This window comes from Gordonia sp. OPL2, assembly GCF_003797825.1.
Taxonomy (GTDB): domain Bacteria; phylum Actinomycetota; class Actinomycetes; order Mycobacteriales; family Mycobacteriaceae; genus Gordonia.
This window is the reverse complement of sequence record NZ_RKME01000004.1, coordinates 25,115-41,772: the sequence shown is the minus strand read 5'-3', so window position 1 is coordinate 41,772 and position 16,658 is coordinate 25,115. Positions and strand designations below refer to the sequence as shown.

The 16,658-nt window shown below is 68.7% G+C and carries 19 protein-coding genes; 8 read left to right on the top strand and 11 right to left on the bottom strand.

Annotated features, from left to right (window positions below; all coding sequences use genetic code 11):
• Position 1: 1 nt before the first annotated feature.
• Positions 2-805 (bottom strand): 1-acyl-sn-glycerol-3-phosphate acyltransferase, encoded by an 804-nt coding sequence (locus EEB19_RS05945; protein ID WP_187584148.1) that lies wholly within the window; start codon positions 803-805, stop codon positions 2-4.
• A gap of 26 nt (positions 806-831) precedes the next feature.
• Entirely contained in the window at positions 832-1,602 is a 771-nt protein-coding gene (locus EEB19_RS05940; protein ID WP_187584146.1) for a 1-acyl-sn-glycerol-3-phosphate acyltransferase, read from the bottom strand.
• A gap of 170 nt (positions 1,603-1,772) precedes the next feature.
• On the opposite strand from EEB19_RS05940, the gene EEB19_RS05935 reads away from it, so the two are divergent.
• Both EEB19_RS05935 and EEB19_RS05930 read left to right on the top strand, forming a co-directional pair.
• On the top strand, positions 1,773-3,350 hold the full coding sequence (locus EEB19_RS05935; RefSeq protein ID WP_187584144.1) for a Rieske 2Fe-2S domain-containing protein: 1,578 nt from the start codon (positions 1,773-1,775) through the stop codon (positions 3,348-3,350).
• Between the two features lie 67 nt (positions 3,351-3,417).
• Complete coding sequence (locus EEB19_RS05930) at positions 3,418-4,059, top strand: TetR/AcrR family transcriptional regulator (RefSeq protein WP_262365469.1); 642 nt, start codon at positions 3,418-3,420, stop codon at positions 4,057-4,059.
• A 188-nt stretch (positions 4,060-4,247) separates the two neighbouring features.
• Here the strand turns inward: EEB19_RS05930 and EEB19_RS05925 are convergent, their stop codons facing one another.
• Complete coding sequence (locus tag EEB19_RS05925; protein WP_187584141.1) at positions 4,248-5,114, bottom strand: hypothetical protein; 867 nt, start codon at positions 5,112-5,114, stop codon at positions 4,248-4,250.
• A gap of 35 nt (positions 5,115-5,149) precedes the next feature.
• On the opposite strand from EEB19_RS05925, the gene EEB19_RS05920 reads away from it, so the two are divergent.
• Positions 5,150-5,575, top strand: a complete 426-nt coding sequence (locus EEB19_RS05920; protein ID WP_187584139.1) for a DUF1801 domain-containing protein — start codon at positions 5,150-5,152, stop codon at positions 5,573-5,575.
• On the opposite strand, the gene EEB19_RS05915 is transcribed toward EEB19_RS05920, so the two are convergent.
• Genes EEB19_RS05915 through EEB19_RS05905 form a run of 3 tightly spaced genes read right to left on the bottom strand, consistent with a single transcriptional unit; the run spans position 5,559 to position 8,122 of the window.
• Positions 5,559-6,497, bottom strand: coding sequence for an EamA/RhaT family transporter (locus EEB19_RS05915; protein WP_187584137.1), 939 nt, complete (start codon positions 6,495-6,497; stop codon positions 5,559-5,561). The two genes, EEB19_RS05920 and EEB19_RS05915, sit on opposite strands and share 17 nt — an antisense overlap.
• A 13-nt stretch (positions 6,498-6,510) precedes the next feature.
• Complete coding sequence (gene serS, locus EEB19_RS05910) at positions 6,511-7,767, bottom strand: serine--tRNA ligase (protein WP_187584135.1); 1,257 nt, start codon at positions 7,765-7,767, stop codon at positions 6,511-6,513.
• Positions 7,768-7,777: 10 nt separating this feature from the next.
• A complete protein-coding gene (locus tag EEB19_RS05905; protein WP_262365490.1) occupies positions 7,778-8,122 on the bottom strand; it encodes an ankyrin repeat domain-containing protein in 345 nt (114 codons plus the stop codon).
• 128 nt (positions 8,123-8,250) lie between these two features.
• Between EEB19_RS05905 and EEB19_RS05900 the strand changes: the two genes are divergently transcribed.
• Positions 8,251-9,477, top strand: coding sequence for a septum formation family protein (locus EEB19_RS05900; RefSeq protein ID WP_262365468.1), 1,227 nt, complete (start codon positions 8,251-8,253; stop codon positions 9,475-9,477).
• A 4-nt stretch (positions 9,478-9,481) separates the two neighbouring features.
• On the top strand, positions 9,482-9,832 hold the full coding sequence (locus tag EEB19_RS05895; protein WP_187584131.1) for a metallopeptidase family protein: 351 nt from the start codon (positions 9,482-9,484) through the stop codon (positions 9,830-9,832).
• A gap of 23 nt (positions 9,833-9,855) precedes the next feature.
• On the opposite strand, the gene EEB19_RS05890 is transcribed toward EEB19_RS05895, so the two are convergent.
• Together EEB19_RS05890 and pheA are read right to left on the bottom strand one after the other, a co-directional pair.
• The gene (locus tag EEB19_RS05890) at positions 9,856-10,521 is read right to left on the bottom strand and encodes a histidine phosphatase family protein (protein ID WP_187584129.1); all 666 of its coding nucleotides are present in this window, start codon (positions 10,519-10,521) and stop codon (positions 9,856-9,858) included.
• Entirely contained in the window at positions 10,521-11,471 is a 951-nt protein-coding gene (pheA, locus tag EEB19_RS05885; protein ID WP_187584127.1) for a prephenate dehydratase, read from the bottom strand. Before pheA ends, EEB19_RS05890 begins: the two co-directional genes overlap by 1 nt.
• Before the next feature lie 171 nt (positions 11,472-11,642).
• Here pheA and EEB19_RS05880 point away from each other — a divergent pair, with 171 nt between their 5' ends.
• Together EEB19_RS05880 and EEB19_RS05875 are read left to right on the top strand one after the other, a co-directional pair.
• Entirely contained in the window at positions 11,643-12,398 is a 756-nt protein-coding gene (locus EEB19_RS05880; RefSeq protein WP_187584125.1) for a DUF2470 domain-containing protein, read from the top strand.
• 27 nt (positions 12,399-12,425) lie between these two features.
• Positions 12,426-13,247 carry a CPBP family intramembrane glutamic endopeptidase gene (locus EEB19_RS05875; protein ID WP_187584123.1) on the top strand — a complete coding sequence of 274 codons (822 nt, stop codon included), beginning with the start codon at positions 12,426-12,428 and terminating at the stop codon, positions 13,245-13,247.
• Positions 13,248-13,293: 46 nt separating this feature from the next.
• Here EEB19_RS05875 and EEB19_RS05870 read toward each other — a convergent pair whose 3' ends face one another.
• From EEB19_RS05870 to EEB19_RS26835, 3 genes are all read right to left on the bottom strand, one after another.
• Entirely contained in the window at positions 13,294-13,977 is a 684-nt protein-coding gene (locus EEB19_RS05870; RefSeq protein WP_187584121.1) for a DUF4873 domain-containing protein, read from the bottom strand.
• The gene (locus tag EEB19_RS05865) at positions 13,977-14,885 is read right to left on the bottom strand and encodes a diiron oxygenase (RefSeq protein ID WP_187584119.1); all 909 of its coding nucleotides are present in this window, start codon (positions 14,883-14,885) and stop codon (positions 13,977-13,979) included. Before EEB19_RS05865 ends, EEB19_RS05870 begins: the two co-directional genes overlap by 1 nt.
• A 524-nt stretch (positions 14,886-15,409) precedes the next feature.
• Positions 15,410-15,589, bottom strand: a complete 180-nt coding sequence (locus tag EEB19_RS26835; protein WP_262365467.1) for a hypothetical protein — start codon at positions 15,587-15,589, stop codon at positions 15,410-15,412.
• On the opposite strand from EEB19_RS26835, the gene EEB19_RS05860 reads away from it, so the two are divergent.
• Entirely contained in the window at positions 15,588-16,538 is a 951-nt protein-coding gene (locus tag EEB19_RS05860) for an LCP family protein (protein ID WP_262365466.1), read from the top strand. The two genes, EEB19_RS26835 and EEB19_RS05860, sit on opposite strands and share 2 nt — an antisense overlap.
• The last annotated feature ends 120 nt before the right edge of the window (positions 16,539-16,658 follow it).

The window sequence follows — 16,658 nt, the reverse complement described above, 5'->3', positions numbered from 1 at the left end:
GTCACCGGCCGTCCTGCTCTCTGGCTGCTCTATCTCCGGCTGCCTTCTCCCTGGCTGCCCGGGCCGCCGCCTTGCGGGCCGCCTCATCGTCCTCGATCACGTGCGCCTCCTCGGGCGTCGGGGCCGACCCGCCGAGTCGGGACGGGACCCAGAACTCTCCGGCGGGATGCGGTCCGTACTCGTCCTGCACCGTGTGCAGCAGGGTGGTCATGCTCTCTCGCAGGCGGGCGGTCGCCGCCTCCGGTGGCTCGTCGGCAGCGACGGTCAGCGGCGAGCCGTACCGCACCGCCACCGGCAGTCGACTCCGACCGATGTTTCGGGAGCCGGTCTCGGTCTTGGTCCATTGCCGCTGGGCACCCCAGACGATCGACGGCACGATCGGCACCCCTGCCTCGGCGGCCATGCGGACCGCGCCCGACTTGAACTCCTTGAGCTCGAAGCTCCGGCTGATCGTCGACTCCGGATACACCGCGACGATCTCACCGTCGATCAGTTCCTCGACCGCGAGGCGGTACGCGTCCGCGCCGGCGGACCGGTTCACCGGAACCGTCTTGGTGTGGTTGACCAGGAAGCGCATGATCGCGACGTCCATCACCTCGGACTTGATCATGTACCGGGTCCGACGACCGGCCCGGTACATGCCGAGCGCCGCGGGCAGGAAGTCGACGTAGCTGGTGTGGTTCACCGTCAGCACGGCCCCGCCGGTGCGCGGGATGTTCTCCAGCCCGGAGAAGCGCAGGTCGAGACCCTGGGCACGCACGAGACCGTGCGCGATGATCTCGAGGGTCCGGTAGACCGGTTCCATGGTTGTCAGGGTAGCGGGGGCGCCGATCAGGACACGTCGCCGCCGGCCTCGCGCTCGGCTCGTCGAGCAGCACGTTCCGCCTGTTCCTCGGCGTCGAGCCGGTTGGCCTCCTCCAGGGTCGGAGCCGACCCGCCGAGACGTGCCGGCACCCAGTACTCACCCTTCGGGTGCTCGCCGTAGGCGTCTTGGAGTTCCAGCAGCTTCTCGCCCATGACCTTGTGCAGGCGTGCGGTGATCTCGTTGGGCTCACCGACCGGCTCGACCGGCTCGGCCACGCCGATCAGGATCTTGACGTTGCTCCGCCCGAGATTCTTCGGGTGGCCCTTCGTCCAGACACGCTGCGCACCCCAGATCACGGTCGGGATGATCGGTGCGCCGGACTCCACGGCCATGCGGGCCGCACCCGACTTGAACTCCTTCAGCTCGAAACTGCGGCTGATGGTGGCCTCCGGGTAGACGCCGACGAGCTCGCCGCGCTTGAGGTAGTCGACGGCTGCGCGGTAGCTGTCCGCGCCGCTGGACCGGTCGACCGGGATGTGCTTGAGCGCTCGCATGATGGGTCCGGAGATCTTGTTGTCGAAGACCTCCTTCTTCGCCATGAAGCGCACCTTGCGACGCCCCTGCAGGAACGCCGGGATGCCGGCATAGGTGAAGTCCATGTATCCCGTGTGGTTGATCGCGACCACACCGGGACCGTCCTTCGGCACGTTCTCGACGCCGGACACCTCGAACTTCAGGCCCTCGGCCAGCCACAACAGGCGGGCAGTCGTGATCACGGTGTCGTAGACGGGTTCCATGGGACGAGCTTAGCCAGGGCCGCAATCCCCACGGGACCGAGCATGACGCCCGTCACGTGGCGGACCCGACGGACCTACGGCCCACGACACGACCGCGGCCCGGTCGTTAGATTGGTAGATCGAGAGCGTCACCTGCGCAGCCCAGCGCACTGCCCACGAAAGGCCCATCCGTGCAGATCACCAGCGTCGGACACGCCGGCTTCCACATCCAGACGAGCGCCGGTTCCATCCTCTGCGATCCCTGGGTGAACCCTGCGTACTTCGCCTCCTGGGTGCCGTTCCCGGACAACTCGGAACTGGACTGGAAAGCCCTCGGCGACTGCGACTACCTGTATGTCTCCCATCTGCACCGCGATCACTTCGACGAGCAGAACCTCCGGGAGAACATCAACAAGGACGCGACCGTCCTGCTCCCCGACTACCCGGTGCCCGACCTCAGGCGCGAACTCGAGCGACTCGGCTTCCACACCTTCGTGGAGACCGAGGACTCGGTGAAGACGACGGTCTCCGGCCCCAAGGGTTCGCTCGACGTGATGATCATCGCGTTGCGTGCCCCCGCCGACGGGCCCATCGGCGACAGCGGCCTCATCGTCTCCGACGGTGAGACGACCGTGTTCAACATGAACGACGCCCGCCCCATCGATCTGGACGTCGTCGACGAGGCGTTCGGTCACGTCGACGTCCACCTGCTCCAGTACTCGGGCGCGATCTGGTACCCGATGGTCTACGACATCCCGCGCAAGTCGAAGGCGAACTTCGCGGCGCAGAAGCGTCAGCGCGGAATGGATCGCGCGCGGTCCTACATCGAGCAGGTCGGCGCGACGTGGGTGGTCCCCTCGGCGGGGCCGCCGATGTTCCTCGACGACGACCTGTTCGGGCTCAACGACTTCGGCTCCGCAGAGAGCGCCGACGTCACCTCGATCTTCCCGGATCAGGAGACGTTCCTGGAGCAGATGCGCATCCACGGCACCGACGACGGGGAGAAGCATCGCGGTCTGATGATGGTGTCCGGGTCGGTCGCCGACTTCACCGGCCCGACCCTCAACGAGGTGTCTCACCCGTTTGCGCCGCACGAGGTGTTCGGCGAGAACAAGCGCGCCTACCTCGAGCGGATGAAGGAGAAGTTCGCGCCGGTCATCGCCGCCGACAAGGCCACCTGGGCCGCCGACGACGGCGAACCACTGCTCGAGCCGCTCCGTCAGGTGTTCGAGCCGATCATGGCGCAGTCCGATCTCATCTGCGACGGCATCGGCTACCCGGTCGGCCTGGTGATGGGTGACCAGACCGTCGTGCTCGACTTCCCCAACCGGATCGTGCGCGAACCGAAGGAGCGGGAAGGCAAGTACCGCTATGGTTTCCGCATCGCACCGGAGTTGGTGCGCACGGTGTTGCGCGACAACGAGCCGGACTGGGTGAACACGATCTTCCTGTCCACCCGATTCACCACGTGGCGGATCGGCGGTTACAACGAGTACCTCTACACGTTCTTCAAGTGCCTCACCGACGAACGGATCGCCTACGCCGATGGCTGGTTCTCCGAGGCACACGACGACTCGGCGTCGATCACCAAGGACGGCTGGGAGATCCAGCGTCGCTGCCCGCACCTCAAGGCCGACCTGTCGAAGTTCGGCGTCATCGAGGGCGAGAAGCTGACGTGCAATCTGCATGGCTGGCAATGGGATCTGCCGACCGGACGCTGCCTCACCTCCAAGGGGCACGAGTTGCGGGCCGAGCGACTCGAGTCCTGAGCGACGGCTTCACCGCCACCGCAGAACCCACAAGACGCACACACCTCCTAGAGACGCGAGACGCACAGTGGCGCAACGCTCTTACCGCGGCCAGTCGGTGGCCGAACGCAGCGCCGAACGGCGTGAGCGATTCATGACGGCGGCGCTGGAGGTGTTCGGCACGCTCGGCTACGCCGGCGGCACCGTCTCCGCGATCTGCTCGGGCGCCGGACTGTCCCGGCGACAGTTCTACGAATTGTTCGAGACCCGCGAGGATCTGCTGATCGCGGTCTACGACATGATCCATGCCGAGGCGCGGGCCGCAGTGTTGGCGGCATTCGCGTCGGTCGATCGGCCGAATCCGCCGTTGGAGGAGCGCGTCCGTCCCGCGGTGGCGGCCTTCTTCGACTCGGTGGCGGCCGATCCGCGCCGGATGCGCATCGCGTTCATCGAGGTCGGCGGGGTCAGCACCCGCGTGGAGGCACACCGGTTCGAGGCGCGCCGCGAGTGGATGACGTTCTTCTCGGCTGCCGCGGCCGAGTTCGCCGACCTGTCGGACTCGGAGTTCGGTTTCGACTACGAGGCCATGATCTTCATCGGCGCGCTGACCGAGGCCGGTCACCTATGGGCCAAGAGCGATCCACGCCCGGACCGCGACACCGTGGTCTCCATGCTCGTGGGAGTGATCCTGGCGCTGGCCGCAGCGCGGGCACCCACCTCTCACGCCTGACCGCGACGCATTCCTCGCACACGTGACTTAACACACGTCTGACCAGCAGCGTGTGCGTTGCTCGTGGCGAACCGTCGTGCTACCTTCTCCGCAATGTGGAACGGATTGTTCTCACATACCGGTAGTTGGGGGTCACCGGAGCGGTGTCGGCGACTCCCGGCGTCGTTCCGGTGGCAAGCCGGCTCGCCTCAGCCCTGCGGCACCGCGGGTGAAGACGCCACGATCACCGCACCGGCGACGGCCGCGATGAAGGCGATCACCGCCACCGGCATCCACCCCGATCGCGTCGCATCGCCGAGCAGCGCGATGCCGACGGCGCCGGGCACGACCGTCTCGCCGACGACGAGTGCCGCGGCGGCACCGTTCACCGAGCCGGTCTGCAATGCGACCGTGAACAGATAGAAGCCACCGACACCGCAGACCACGACGGCGTATGCCGCCGGGTCGGTGAGCAGCTCACCCGGCGAGAACGGGTCGAGGCCGTGCACGATCCGCACCGCCACCGCCATCACCCCGAACACGATGCCCGCCAGCAGACCCGCGACCACCGCCACCCGTGCACCGGGCAGCTGCAGCATGGCCAGTCCACCGCCGATCAGTGCGGCGCCGAGCACCAGCACCGTCCAGTGCAACCACGTGCCGTCGTGACCGTGCCCCTCGTCGGCCGACACCAACCCCAGCACCACCAGCGCGACGACGACCACCCCGATCGCGATCCGGTCGACCGTCCGCAGGCGGACGTGCAGGAAGAGCGCGGCCAGCACCGCGGTCACCACGAGGTTCGCGCTGACGATCGGTTGGGCGAGGAACAGGGGCAGCTCGCGCGCGGCGATCAGGTTTCCGACGAACCCGAAACCGTCGAGCGCCATGCCCGCCAGGAACGAGACCGTCAGCATCGCGGTGATGGTCGACCGCAGGGTCGGCGCGTGCGAGGCGCCCGGCCCGTCGTCCCCGGTGGTCGGCTCGGCGACGCTCTGGGCACCGTGCGCCTGCAGCACGGACGCGGTCCCGTAGGCCAGTGCCGCGACGACGGCCGCGATGATCCCGATGAGCATCGGTTCAGTATCGCGTGCCCGCTACGATTCGGGGCATGAAACCCACCGGCGGTGACGTCGACGCCCACCTCGCCGAGGTGTCGCCGGCCAAGCGGCAGCGCGATGCGGAGACACTGGTCGAGATACTGCGCGAGGTCTCCGGTCACGAGCCACAGCTCTGGGGCACGATCGTCGGCTTCGGTGCCTGCCACTACCGGTATCCGACCGGCACCGACGGGGATTCACCGATCATCGGGTTCGCCGCCCGCAAGTCGGCGACGACGGTCTACCTTCTCGACGGGATCGACGCCCACCTCGAGTCACTCGAGGTCCTCGGCCCGCACACCACCGGTCGCGGTTGCCTCTACCTGAAGGACGTCGAGGCGGTCGACCGAGAAGTGTTGCGCGACATCCTCGCCGCGTCGTACCGCCACGTCGTCGACGACGACATCGACGGTGCCGACATCACCGTGACCGGGTGACGTCCCGCGGCGGATGCCCGTAGCCGCGGGGCAGATTCGTGGCGTCGGCCGTCTCGACGGCGGTCACGGCTCCGGACGATGCCAGCGCCACCCCTCCGAGCACCGCCGCGACGAACGCGACGATGGCGACCGGACCCCACCCCGCCCGCGTCACGTCGCCGAGGAAGATGATGCCGACCGCACCGGGCAGCACCGTCTGCCCGACGACCAGTGCTGCGGCGGCACCGTTGACCGACCCGGTCTGCAACGCGACGGTGAAGAGATAGAAGCCGCCGATCCCGCTGATCAGCAACGCGTACAGGGCGGGGTCGGTGAACAGCGCGCCGGCGTCGAACGGGTCGAGCCCGTCGAGGATGCGGGAGGCGACCGCCATGACGCCGAACACCGCGCCGGCGATCAGCCCGGTGGCGGCGGCGAGATGCTTGTGGACGGTGCGCATCACGATCACGCCGACCCCGATGAGCGCCGGACCCGCGATGAGCACGGCCCACGCCATCCACGGGTCGTTCTCGACGCCCTCTCGTCCCGCCGACACCGCGAGCAGTACGAGCGAGGCCACCACGACTGTCCCCGCGATCCAGTCCCGCGGCTTCAGCGAGACGTGGAGGACCACCATCGCCAGCAGCGCGGTCGCGACCAGACGGGCCGAGATGATGGTCTGCGACAAGAACAACGGGATCAGCCGCGCCGACAGGATCGTCGACACGAATCCGACGATGTCGAAGACGAACCCGACCAGGAACGGCACGGTCAGCATGGTCGCGAGGGTCGACCGCAGCGACGGATGGGCTTTCGACGACCGGCGCCGCTCTTCGCGGACCGCCGCACGCTGTGCGACCTGATCGGCCCCGAGTGCCTGGAGTACTGCGGCGGCGGCGAACGCGAACGAGCCGATCACCGCGATGACGATTCCCGCGGTCATGGTCGGTGCGGGGTCACTTCGGCGTGAGGTGGTCGGTCCCCACGAACCGCGCGAGCTCGGGCGGCAGGATCACCGAACCGTCGGGCTGCTGATGGTTCTCGAGGATGGCGACGATCCACCGCGTCGTCGCGAGCGTCCCGTTCAGGGTCGCCGCGACCTGCGGTTTGCCCTGCTCGTCGCGATACCGGATGGACAGGCGCCGGGCCTGGAAGGTCGTGCAGTTCGACGTCGACGTCAGCTCCCGATAGGTGTTCTGCGTCGGGACCCAGGCCTCGCAGTCGTACTTGCGGGCCGCCGACGACCCGAGGTCGCCGCCCGCGACGTCGATGACCCGGTACGGCACGTCGATCGCGGCGAGCATCTCTCTCTCCCAGGCCAGCAGCTTCTGGTGTTCGTCGGCGGCGTCCTCGGGCTTGCAGTAGATGAAGCCCTCGACCTTGTCGAACTGGTGCACCCGGATAATGCCGCGCGTGTCCTTGCCGTAGCTGCCCGCCTCGCGCCGGAAGCAGCTCGACCAGCCGGCATAGCGTTTGGGTCCGTCGGCGAGATCGATGATCTCGTCGGAGTGATAGCCCGCGAGCGGCACCTCGGAGGTGCCGACGAGGTAGAGGTCGTCGTCGGCGAGGTGATAGATCTCGTCGGCGTGCGCGCCGAGGAATCCGGTGCCGCCCATGATCTCCGGGCGCACGAGCACCGGCGGGATCATCAGTGTGAAGCCGTTGGCGACCGCCTTCTGGGCCGCCATGTTCAGCAGACCGAGCTGCAGCAGCGCGCCCTGCCCGGTCAGGAAGTAGAAGCGCGAGCCGGACACCTTGGCGCCGCGCTCCATGTCGAGCAGACCCAGCGACTCGCCGAGTTCGAGATGGTCCTTGGGATCGGTGATCTCGCGCGGCGTGCCCACGTGCTCGAGCACGACGTAATCGTCCTCGCCGCCGGCCGGCGCACCGTCCTGCACCAGGTTCGAGATGGCCCGATGGGCGGCCGTGGCCGCCTCGTCGGCGGCGGATTGCCGTGCGACGGCCGCCTTCACCTGTTCGGCGAGTTCCTTGCCCTGCGCGAGGAGCGCGGTCTTCTCCTCGCCCTGCGCCTTGCCGACCTGCTTGCCGAGCGCTTTCTGCTCGGACCGGAGTGCATCGGCCTCGACGATGGCCGCCCGCCGGGCGGAGTCGGCATCGAGGAGGGCATCGACCAGCCCGGGATCCTCTCCCCGGGTCCGCTGCGATGTACGCACGAGGTCTGGGTTCTCACGCAGAATCTTGAGGTCGATCACGTCTGAAACCCTACTGGAGGTCGGGTTGCCAGAACCGCACGTAGTCGGCGCGACCGAACATCTGCGCCGCATCGTGCGCCGTCGGGGTGCCGGCATACGGGTCGGCCCCGCCATGCACGAGCGTCTCGACGACGTCGTCGAAGCCCTTGAACACCGCACCCGCCAACGGTGTCTGACCCTTGTCGTTGGCGAGGTCGACGTCGGCGCCGGCCTCGAGGAGCATCGCCACCGTCGGCGCGGAACCGTGATACGCGGCGAGCATCAGCAAGGTGTCGCCGGACTGATTGCGCAGGTCGGCGGGGACACCCGCGCCGAGGTAGGCGCGCAACGTCTCGACGTCGCCGGCACGGGCCATGTCGAACAGCCGGCCGGCGAGTTCGGCGATGTCGTCGGGGACGTCGGGCGATGGCGGTCCGTCGGTCACCGCCGCCAGTCTAGGCGGGCGGTTCTGCTGCCACGTCGGAGCAGGCATGATGGATCCCGATGAACGCCGACGACACTCCACACGGCAGGGCCGATCGCGGCGCGGACGGCCGTGACGACGACGACTGGGTGAGTCTGCCCGCCGACGACCCGATCGCAGATGACCCCAGCGCCCACGACACGGATCGCGACGTCGCAGCCGACGCGCAGGGCGGGAAGTCGCGGTGGCAGGGCTCACTGCTGGCCAACCCGGTCCGTCTGGTGCTCGCCGCCGTCGTCATCGGCGCGATCGTCGCGGGCGGTATCGCCCTCGCCCTGGGTGTGTTCAACGACAGCGGCAGCGTCGGCGGCACCGACATCGGCGAGAACGAGCGCCTCGCCCAGAACGACTTCACCCGGTCCGTTCGCGGCGACTGCCTCGACTGGCCCGCGGGCAACCCGGGCGAACCGGCCAAGGTGGCCTGCGACCAGAAGCATCGGTTCGAGGTCGCCGGCCCGCTGGACACCGCGCTGCTGCCGGGTTCGGAGTTCGGCGAGAGCGCGACATGGCCCGGCGTCGAGCGCTTCGCCGCGATCCGCGACGAACAGTGCCCGGTGATCGTCGACGCCTACCTCGACGGACGACTCGATCCGCAGGGCCGGTTCTCGGTCGGGATGATGTACCCCTCGCAAGTGCAGTGGGACAAGGGTGCCCGTGAACTCCGCTGCGGCCTGCAGCAGACCGGCAAGGACGGCACCGCCGACCAGTTCGTCGGCCGGGTGGCGGACCAGGATCAGTCCTTCCAGTGGCCCGCCGGCACCTGCATCGGGATCGACCCGGCCACCCGTAAACCGACCGGCTCGACCGTGAACTGCACCGAGGCACATGCCTTCCAGACGACCGGGACCGTCGTCCTCGCCCCGCGCTTCGGTGACCGGCTCTCGGGCAAGCCGTGGCCGGGCGTCGAGGCACAGAACGACTACCTGAAGTCGATCTGTCCGGTGCAGGCGACCCGATTCCTCGGCGGCAAGAACAAGCTCGACGCGACGACTCTGAACGTGCAGTGGTCGGTGTTGTCGGAGCCGAGTTGGCTGGCCGGCAGTCGCACCGCGGTCTGCTACCTCGGACTCCCGGACCGCGGCGGGTTCGCGACACTGGTCGGCGACGCGCGCTCGACGCTGCTGATCAACGGCAAACTCCCTGTCCCGCCGCCCGCGGCGCCGCCGGGCCGTGCGCTCCCGACTCCGGTGCCGCTGCCACCGGGGGTCGCGCCGAACCCCGAAGAAGTGCCGGCCCCGGCCGGGTGATGTGATGGCCGTCCGCATGTCCGACGACGAGTTCGACGGGCTGGTGTCCGACGCTCTCGACACCATCCCGTCGGATCTGACCGACAACATGTCCAATGTGGTGATCCTGGTGGAGCCGTATCACCCGGAGGAACCGTCCATCCTCGGGCTCTATCACGGTGTCGCGCTGACCATGCGCGACCATGAGTACGGCGGCTTCCTGCCCGACACCATCACGATCTACCGCGACCCGATCCTGGCGATGTGCCACGACAGGGCGGAGGTGGTGCACGAGGTCGCCGTCACCGTGATCCACGAGATCGCCCACCACTTCGGGATCGACGACGACTGGCTGCACGCCAACGGGTGGGGGTGAGGGGACTCGAATCCCTCAGACCGCTAGCCCATCGGGTCGGTGACGAGCGGCTCGTCGACCTCGGTACCGAACGGTCCGGTCACCGCTCCCCAGCGGTGCAGTCGCCACAGTCCGTCGACGAACTCCAGTTCGATCGAGCCGGTGTTCTGCAGGTGAGTGCTCGCCGCGAAGGTCGGGTCGACGCCGGCGAGTCGGGCCGCGATCAACCGGATCGCCGCGCCGTGGCTGACGACGTAGACGTCGCGACCGCCGCCCGGACCGGTCAGGTAACGCCCGGTGAGGTCCTCGACGACGGGCAGATACCGGTCGTAGACCATCGCCAGCGATTCGCCGCCGGGCAGTCGGGCATCGAGATCGCCGCGATGCCAGCGGTCGACGATGTCCTTGAACACGCCGTGCGCGTCGTCGTCGGAGCGGTCCTCGAGTTCCCCGACCTGGACCTCGTGGATGCCGTCGGCGACCTCGAGACCCACATCCCACACCGAGCCGATGAGCTCGGCGGTCTGTTGCGCGCGACGTGCCTGCGAGCTGACCAGGACCACCTCGTCCTGCTGCGGGTTGTCGAGCGCGAACCGGACACCTTGTCGCACACCGAAATCCGTGAGTGCCGCACCCGGCAGGGCGGTGTCGAGCCGCCGCATCACGTTCGACGTGGTCTCGCCGTGGCGGACCAGATGAAGCCGCGCCACTACTGCGCCTCCCCGATGCGGATGCCGTCGAACCAGGCGATGCTGTCGGAGGTGTCCGGTGGCGGCGCGCCCGTCGTGCGGTCGACCGGCCACGAACCGAGGAACACCACCCGCTCACACCGCCGGTACAGCGCACGCAGCGCCTCACCGACCGCGTCGTCGTCGATGTGGCCGACGGCATCGAGGTAGAAGCGGTGCGACCCGGGCACCTCGCGACGCGGCCTCGACTCGATGCGCGTCAGATCGATTCCCCGCGATGCGTACTCGTTCATCGCCGCCATCAGGCTGCCGGGCACGTTCGGGAGGTCGAGGATGACCGAGGTGCGGTCGGCACCAGTTCTCTCCGGCGTCGGGCCCGGCGGACCGATGAGCAGGAACCGGGTGTGGGCGTCGTCGGCGTCGGCGACACCGTCGGCCAGGACCGTCAGCCCGGCGATCTCCGCGGCCAGTGAGGTGGTGACGGCGACATCGGCGCGTCCGGCCGCGACGTCGGCGGCGGCGCCCGCGTTCGACGAGGCGTTGACGAATCCCGCCTGCGGATACAGCTTCTCGACCGACTCCCGGACCTGTGCGGCCGCCACGGGGTAGGCAGCGACGCTGCGGACCTCGCTCGCCGACATCGGTTCGCGAGCGGCGATGGTGAAGGCGACGTCGAGGATCACCTCGGCGAAGGCCTGCACGCGCCCCGCGGTCCCCGGACCGGGCGGTACCAGCGCGTCGGCGGTCGCCGGGACGGCACCCTCGACGGAACTCTCGATCGGCACGCACCCGAAGTCGGCGACGCCGCCGCGCACCATCTCGATGGTCGCCGCCGGGCTGTTCGCGGCGATCTTCTGGTTGTCGCCGGTCACGCGCGGCGTGGTCTGACGGGGCAGACGCTCGGACAGCAGTTTGTCGAGCGCGATCTCGGTGAAGGTCCCGGACGGGCCGAAGTAGGCGAACACGGACACGACAAGAGCCTAGTCGAGTGGGGCGCTCGTCCGACCCGGGTTTCCACGCGGCCCGGATTCAACGATTGACGAACAGCGACGACACACTTAGGTTAGGGTTACCTTCTTCGCCGTGGTGAGCATCGCCGTGGTGGAGCCGAGGGCCACGACAAGCCGAAAGCGAGGGAGCGCATGACCCACGCCGTCACCGACCGCCCGTCGGACGCCGAACTGATCCAGACCGCGTGCCGTCGGGTGTCCGCAGCGACCCTGGCCATCGAAGGCGCCGAGCCGACCCCGGTCAACGTCGTCCATCTCTTCGAGTCGCAGGCCTTCGTGCTGGTTCCCACCGACGGTGACGCCATGCTGCTGGCCGGCGAATCCGCCGACGGCGTGACCGCGATGGTCGAGATCACCGACTGCGCCCCGATCGACCTGCGCGAACGAGTCCGGTCGCTGATCTGGCTGAACGGCCACCTGCATCCGGTGCCCGCGAACCTCGAACGCGACCTCGCCCTCGAGATCGTGTCCGAGCACCCCGACGACGGCCTCCTCGACATCGGGCACGGCTACTCGATGCTGCGGCTGCAGATCGACAGCGCCGTGATCGCCACCGCGTCCGGCGCCGCATCCGTCCCCGCACCCGAACTCGCCGGGGCGCTTCCGGATCCGTTCTGGGAGTACGAGAGCGACTGGATCGCCCACCTCGACGCCGACCACGCCGACGTCATCGGCCAACTCGCCCGCAAGCTGCCGCGGCAACTGCGCAACGGACGCGTCCGTCCCCTCGGACTCGACCGGTTCGGCATCCGCTTCCGCATCGAGGGCCCGGGCGGGGATTCCGACGTCCGGCTGCCGTTCCCGCGTCCGGTCAATGACGTGTACGAGCTGTCCCAGGCGCTGCGTTCCCTCGCCGGATGTCCGTTCATCAACAGCCTGCCCGACTGATCTGTTTGCGCCCGTAGGCTGGGCGCCATGGGTGCCACGGACCGATCGGTGCTGACACAGGTGCTGCGTCCGTCGCGGCCCGCCGCGATCCCCGTCGTCACCGATCGCACCGAACGTCGCGCGATCGTCGTCGAACTGCTGATCGTCGGCGTTCTCACCTTCCTCTTCTCCGCCCTCGCTGCCGCCCTGTCGCTGATCGAGGCGCAGCTCTCCGGCGGGATCGGCAACACCACCGTGGCGCTCAATCCGGCCCGCTCCGATCTGGGCTGGATCGACTTCGCCCGCCAGCTGATGAGTGCGCTGCGGCTGTTCGCGATCGGCGGCCTCGGCATCTACCTGCTGTGGCGGAGTGGGATCGGACTGCAGCGCGTCGGCCTCGGCCGCTGGGCACCGAGCCGTGACGTCCCGGCGGGCCTGGGCCTCGCCGCCCTCATCGGGCTGCCGGGTCTGGCACTCGTCGCGATCGCCCGCGCACTCGGCATGAACGCACACCTCATTCCCAGCGAGGCCGACGGCGTGTGGTGGCGCTGGCCCATCCTGATCCTCATCGCGATCGGCAACGCCGCAGCCGAGGAGATCATCGTCGTCGCCTATTTCATCACCCGGCTGCGCCAGCTCGGGGCCGGCGAGAACACCTCACTCGCTGCGAGTTCCGTTCTCCGCGGCGGCTATCACCTGTATCAGGGGGTGGGGGCCGGCCTGGGGAACATCGTGATGGGGCTGGTCTTCGGACGGTTCTTCCAGATCACATCGCGGGTGTGGCCGTTGGTCATCGCCCACGCGGTGATCGACATCGTGGCCTTCGTCGGCTACGCGCTCCTGAAGGATCACCTGGGCTGGGTGGGGTAGCGCTCAGCGCTCCTCGACGAGTGCGAACTCCGCCGCCGCTCAGCGCTCAGACCGCCAGGTCCTCCAGCGGATAGGGCGGCTCACCGACGCCGACGACCCGTACCGCGCCCGACGGCGTGACCTCCGCGAGACGTGCGTCGACGGCGTCGTGACCGGAGACCGAGACCGACACCGTCGTGGCGCGGTCGTCCTTCCACCGGCGGACCTCATCGCCGAATGCCGTACCCGCCCAGTGGTATCTGCCGTCGAGGGGGTCGAGGGCGCCGGCGATCCGTATCCGCGCGACGATCTCGTCGTCGTCGGTCCGCAGCACGGCCTCACCGTCGAAGACGTCGTCGTCGATCGCGGGCACACCGATCCACGTGTAGTCGTCGGGCCGGAAGTGCCGCAGACGCTTCCGCCGCAGACGCCCGGAACCGACACTCCGCCATTCGTTCTCGAGAGGTGGGCGCACTCTCACCGACGTCGCCCCCGACGTCGCGAAGTGCTCGACCAGCGCGACAACGTAGTCGAGCGCCGCCTCGTCGTCGAGGAACACCTCGCCAGGACGGTCGGCTGTCGCGACACCGAGGTAGCTGCCGGACGGGGCGGACCCCTCGTGCACGGTGACGTCACCAGGCGACGGCTTGTCCACGACCTCGATGGGCAACGGCGAGAGCATGATCCGATTCCTCAGTCGGCGGGCCAGCGGTCCCGTGCCGAGCACCGCGACCGCCGCCGCGTCGGTCATCACAGGAATCCGCCGCGGCGCCATCCGTATCGCGACAGCCGGCTCATCAGGCCGGCTTCGGTGAGAAAGGCGGCGAGCGAGGCGAACCCACGGATCTGCGCATCGTGGAAGTGTGGGTTGGCCCGTGCTGCACGCGCGGCAGCGCGGCCGTCGAGTCCGGCCCGTCGGTACATCGCCGGATTCGTGAACAGATTGCGGAACAGTACGCCCGCGACGGCGTGCCCGTTGGCGGCGACGAAGGTCTCCCATCGGCCGCGGATCGGCTTGCGCCGCATGATGCCGTCCCGGGCGAAACCGATGTGGCGGGCCTCCTCCGCCACGTGCACCTGCATGAGGCGGGCCACCAGCGGCTGCAGTTGCGGATCGTCGAGCATCTCGCGTTGCAGCGCGTCGAAGATCTCCTCGCCGACGAGCGCGGCCACCCAGAGCAGGCTGCCACGCAGGGCCTGCGGCAACATCGCCATCGTCATCCGCTCCCACCGGCGCATCTGGAACGGGCGCGCTCCCGCCCACTCGATCGCCCGGCCGAACATCACCATGTGGCGACATTCGTCACCCATCTCGGTCAGCGCGTAGTGGGTGGTCGCCGACGCCGGGTCGGCGGTCATGAGCCGGGCGAGCAGCGTCCGGTTGAGCAGGTTCTCGAACCAGATCCCGACCGACAGGATGTTGGCCATCTCCTGCCGGGACAGCTCGATCCGTTGCTCCTCGTCCATCTGCTCCCAGAGGTCGGTGCCGACCAGCGACAGCACCGACGGCGGTAGGAAGTATCGATCGGGTTCCGGCTCCCGCTCCCATTCGAGGTCGACGACGGGGGCATACGAGCGTTTGACCGATCCCTTGATCAGCCGACGGGCGATCGCCTCACGGCCACCGCCACCTGTTCTCACCTGCGTCGTCACACTCATCGCGCATCTCCTCGCATCGGCGGCCTGTGACCCCTGACACTAGGAGCGACCTCGATATGTGTCAATACTCACTGTCACAATCATCAGTGGTCATTTTCTCGACCGGCCGTCGGACCAGCACCGTTGCGTACATTGGTTGGGATGAACGAGTCCGAGCCGCCGATGATGCGTCGGCGCGACGTCCCCCCGGGACCCGCGCCCCGCGCCGGCGACCCCACTCGCCGCGCGGTCCCACCGCCTCCCCGGCCCGGTGGTCCGCAACCACCCCGACAGCCCGCTCCACCTCCTCGCCAGGCCGGCCCACCGCGACACATGCCGCCCGCGCAGGCCGATCCCGGGGCCGCCGGTCGCGTGCCGCCACGACGCAATCCCGCCCCGCCGCCACCTCCCCCGACCCGCCGGCCACCGAGTGCGCCGGATCAGTACCGGCCCCCGCTGGCGTGGTCGGACTCGGCGACGGCACGGCCCCGGCCGGATGAACCCCGACACGATGGTCCCCGGCGCGATGGACGCGGCGGTGTCGGTTACGCACCCACCCAGAAGCCCGAGCCGGTGCCCGGTGACCGTCGGCGTGACCCGAATACCGACGGACCTCCGCCGCGCCGTCCCTCGTCGCGCGGATCGGCGGGAGCACCACCGAAGAAGCCGCGGTCCCGATCGTCGGCGCCCGCGGGGACGAAGCCGCCCCGCCGACGACGCCGCATGCGGGTCGGACGGATTCTCCTGGTCGTCCTGCTGCTGCTGGTCGTCGGATCCGTCGGACTGGTCTTCTATTACGACGGCAAGCTGCATCGCACCGACGCGCTGACGGCCTATGCGGGCCGGCCCGCGAACACGCCCGGCACGAACTGGCTGATCGTCGGCACCGACTCTCGCGCCGAACTGTCCGAACAGCAGCGCTCCCAGTTGTCGACGGGCGACAGCGACGGCTCGCGGACCGACACGATCATGATGGTGCACAAGCCGCCGAGTGGCCGGGCGATGATCATCAGCATCCCGCGCGACCTCTATGTCCCCATCCCCGGACAGGGTTCGCACAAGATCAACGCCGCCTTCAACTTCGGTGGACCCCAACTCCTCGTGCAGACCGTCGAGGGTCTCACCGGCGCCCGGATCGATCACTACGCCGAGATCGGTTTCGGCGGCTTCGATCACGTCGTCGACGCGGTGGGCGGGGTGACCATCTGCCTCGACCAACCACTCAACGACCCGAAGGCCGGTCTGCGGCTGCCGCGCGGCTGCCAGCAGCTCAACGGACGCGAGGCACTCGGACTCGTTCGGACCCGGGCGTTCCCGAACGCCGACCTCGAGCGTGTGGTCAATCAGCGCAAGTTCCTCAACGCGCTCATGGCGAAGGCGACCAGTCCATCGGTGTTGGCAAATCCGTTCCGTCTCATCCCCTTTGTCAACGGCGCCGTCAACGCGGTCACCGTCGACGACGGTGACCACATCTGGAATCTGCTCGGTCTGGCGTTCGCCCTGCGCGGCGACCCGATCACCACGACGACACCGACGGGCGGCAGCGAGTACACCGACGACGGTGATGCACTCGCCGTCGGCGACAACACCGAACAGTTCTTCACCTACATCCGCAAGGGCGCAGCGGTTCCCGAGGATCTGATCTCGGGACCGGGCGGGGTCATCGGCGGCTGATCGTCCCGTTCGGCGTGACGTGCGCCTCACCCCGGAGCCGAAATACGGTGAGGCTCAACTCAGTAAGGACCAACTCAGTAAGGTTCAACTGAGTGAATTCGCCGTTTTCCGCGTCCTTAC

Coding starts and splice junctions, on each gene's coding strand:
- EEB19_RS05925 (WP_187584141.1), bottom strand. CDS start 5,114: ATGCTCATCGGGATCATCGCGGCCGTCGTCGCGGCACTGGCCTACGGG.
- EEB19_RS05860 (WP_262365466.1), top strand. CDS start 15,588: ATGCGGGTCGGACGGATTCTCCTGGTCGTCCTGCTGCTGCTGGTCGTC.
- EEB19_RS26835 (WP_262365467.1), bottom strand. CDS start 15,589: ATGCGGCGTCGTCGGCGGGGCGGCTTCGTCCCCGCGGGCGCCGACGAT.
- EEB19_RS05875 (WP_187584123.1), top strand. CDS start 12,426: ATGGGTGCCACGGACCGATCGGTGCTGACACAGGTGCTGCGTCCGTCG.
- EEB19_RS05940 (WP_187584146.1), bottom strand. CDS start 1,602: ATGGAACCCGTCTACGACACCGTGATCACGACTGCCCGCCTGTTGTGG.
- EEB19_RS05865 (WP_187584119.1), bottom strand. CDS start 14,885: ATGAGTGTGACGACGCAGGTGAGAACAGGTGGCGGTGGCCGTGAGGCG.
- EEB19_RS05900 (WP_262365468.1), top strand. CDS start 8,251: ATGAACGCCGACGACACTCCACACGGCAGGGCCGATCGCGGCGCGGAC.
- EEB19_RS05905 (WP_262365490.1), bottom strand. CDS start 8,122: ATGGCCCGTGCCGGCGACGTCGAGACGTTGCGCGCCTACCTCGGCGCG.
- EEB19_RS05880 (WP_187584125.1), top strand. CDS start 11,643: ATGACCCACGCCGTCACCGACCGCCCGTCGGACGCCGAACTGATCCAG.
- EEB19_RS05895 (WP_187584131.1), top strand. CDS start 9,482: ATGGCCGTCCGCATGTCCGACGACGAGTTCGACGGGCTGGTGTCCGAC.
- EEB19_RS05870 (WP_187584121.1), bottom strand. CDS start 13,977: ATGACCGACGCGGCGGCGGTCGCGGTGCTCGGCACGGGACCGCTGGCC.
- EEB19_RS05915 (WP_187584137.1), bottom strand. CDS start 6,497: ATGACCGCGGGAATCGTCATCGCGGTGATCGGCTCGTTCGCGTTCGCC.
- EEB19_RS05945 (WP_187584148.1), bottom strand. CDS start 805: ATGGAACCGGTCTACCGGACCCTCGAGATCATCGCGCACGGTCTCGTG.
- EEB19_RS05920 (WP_187584139.1), top strand. CDS start 5,150: ATGAAACCCACCGGCGGTGACGTCGACGCCCACCTCGCCGAGGTGTCG.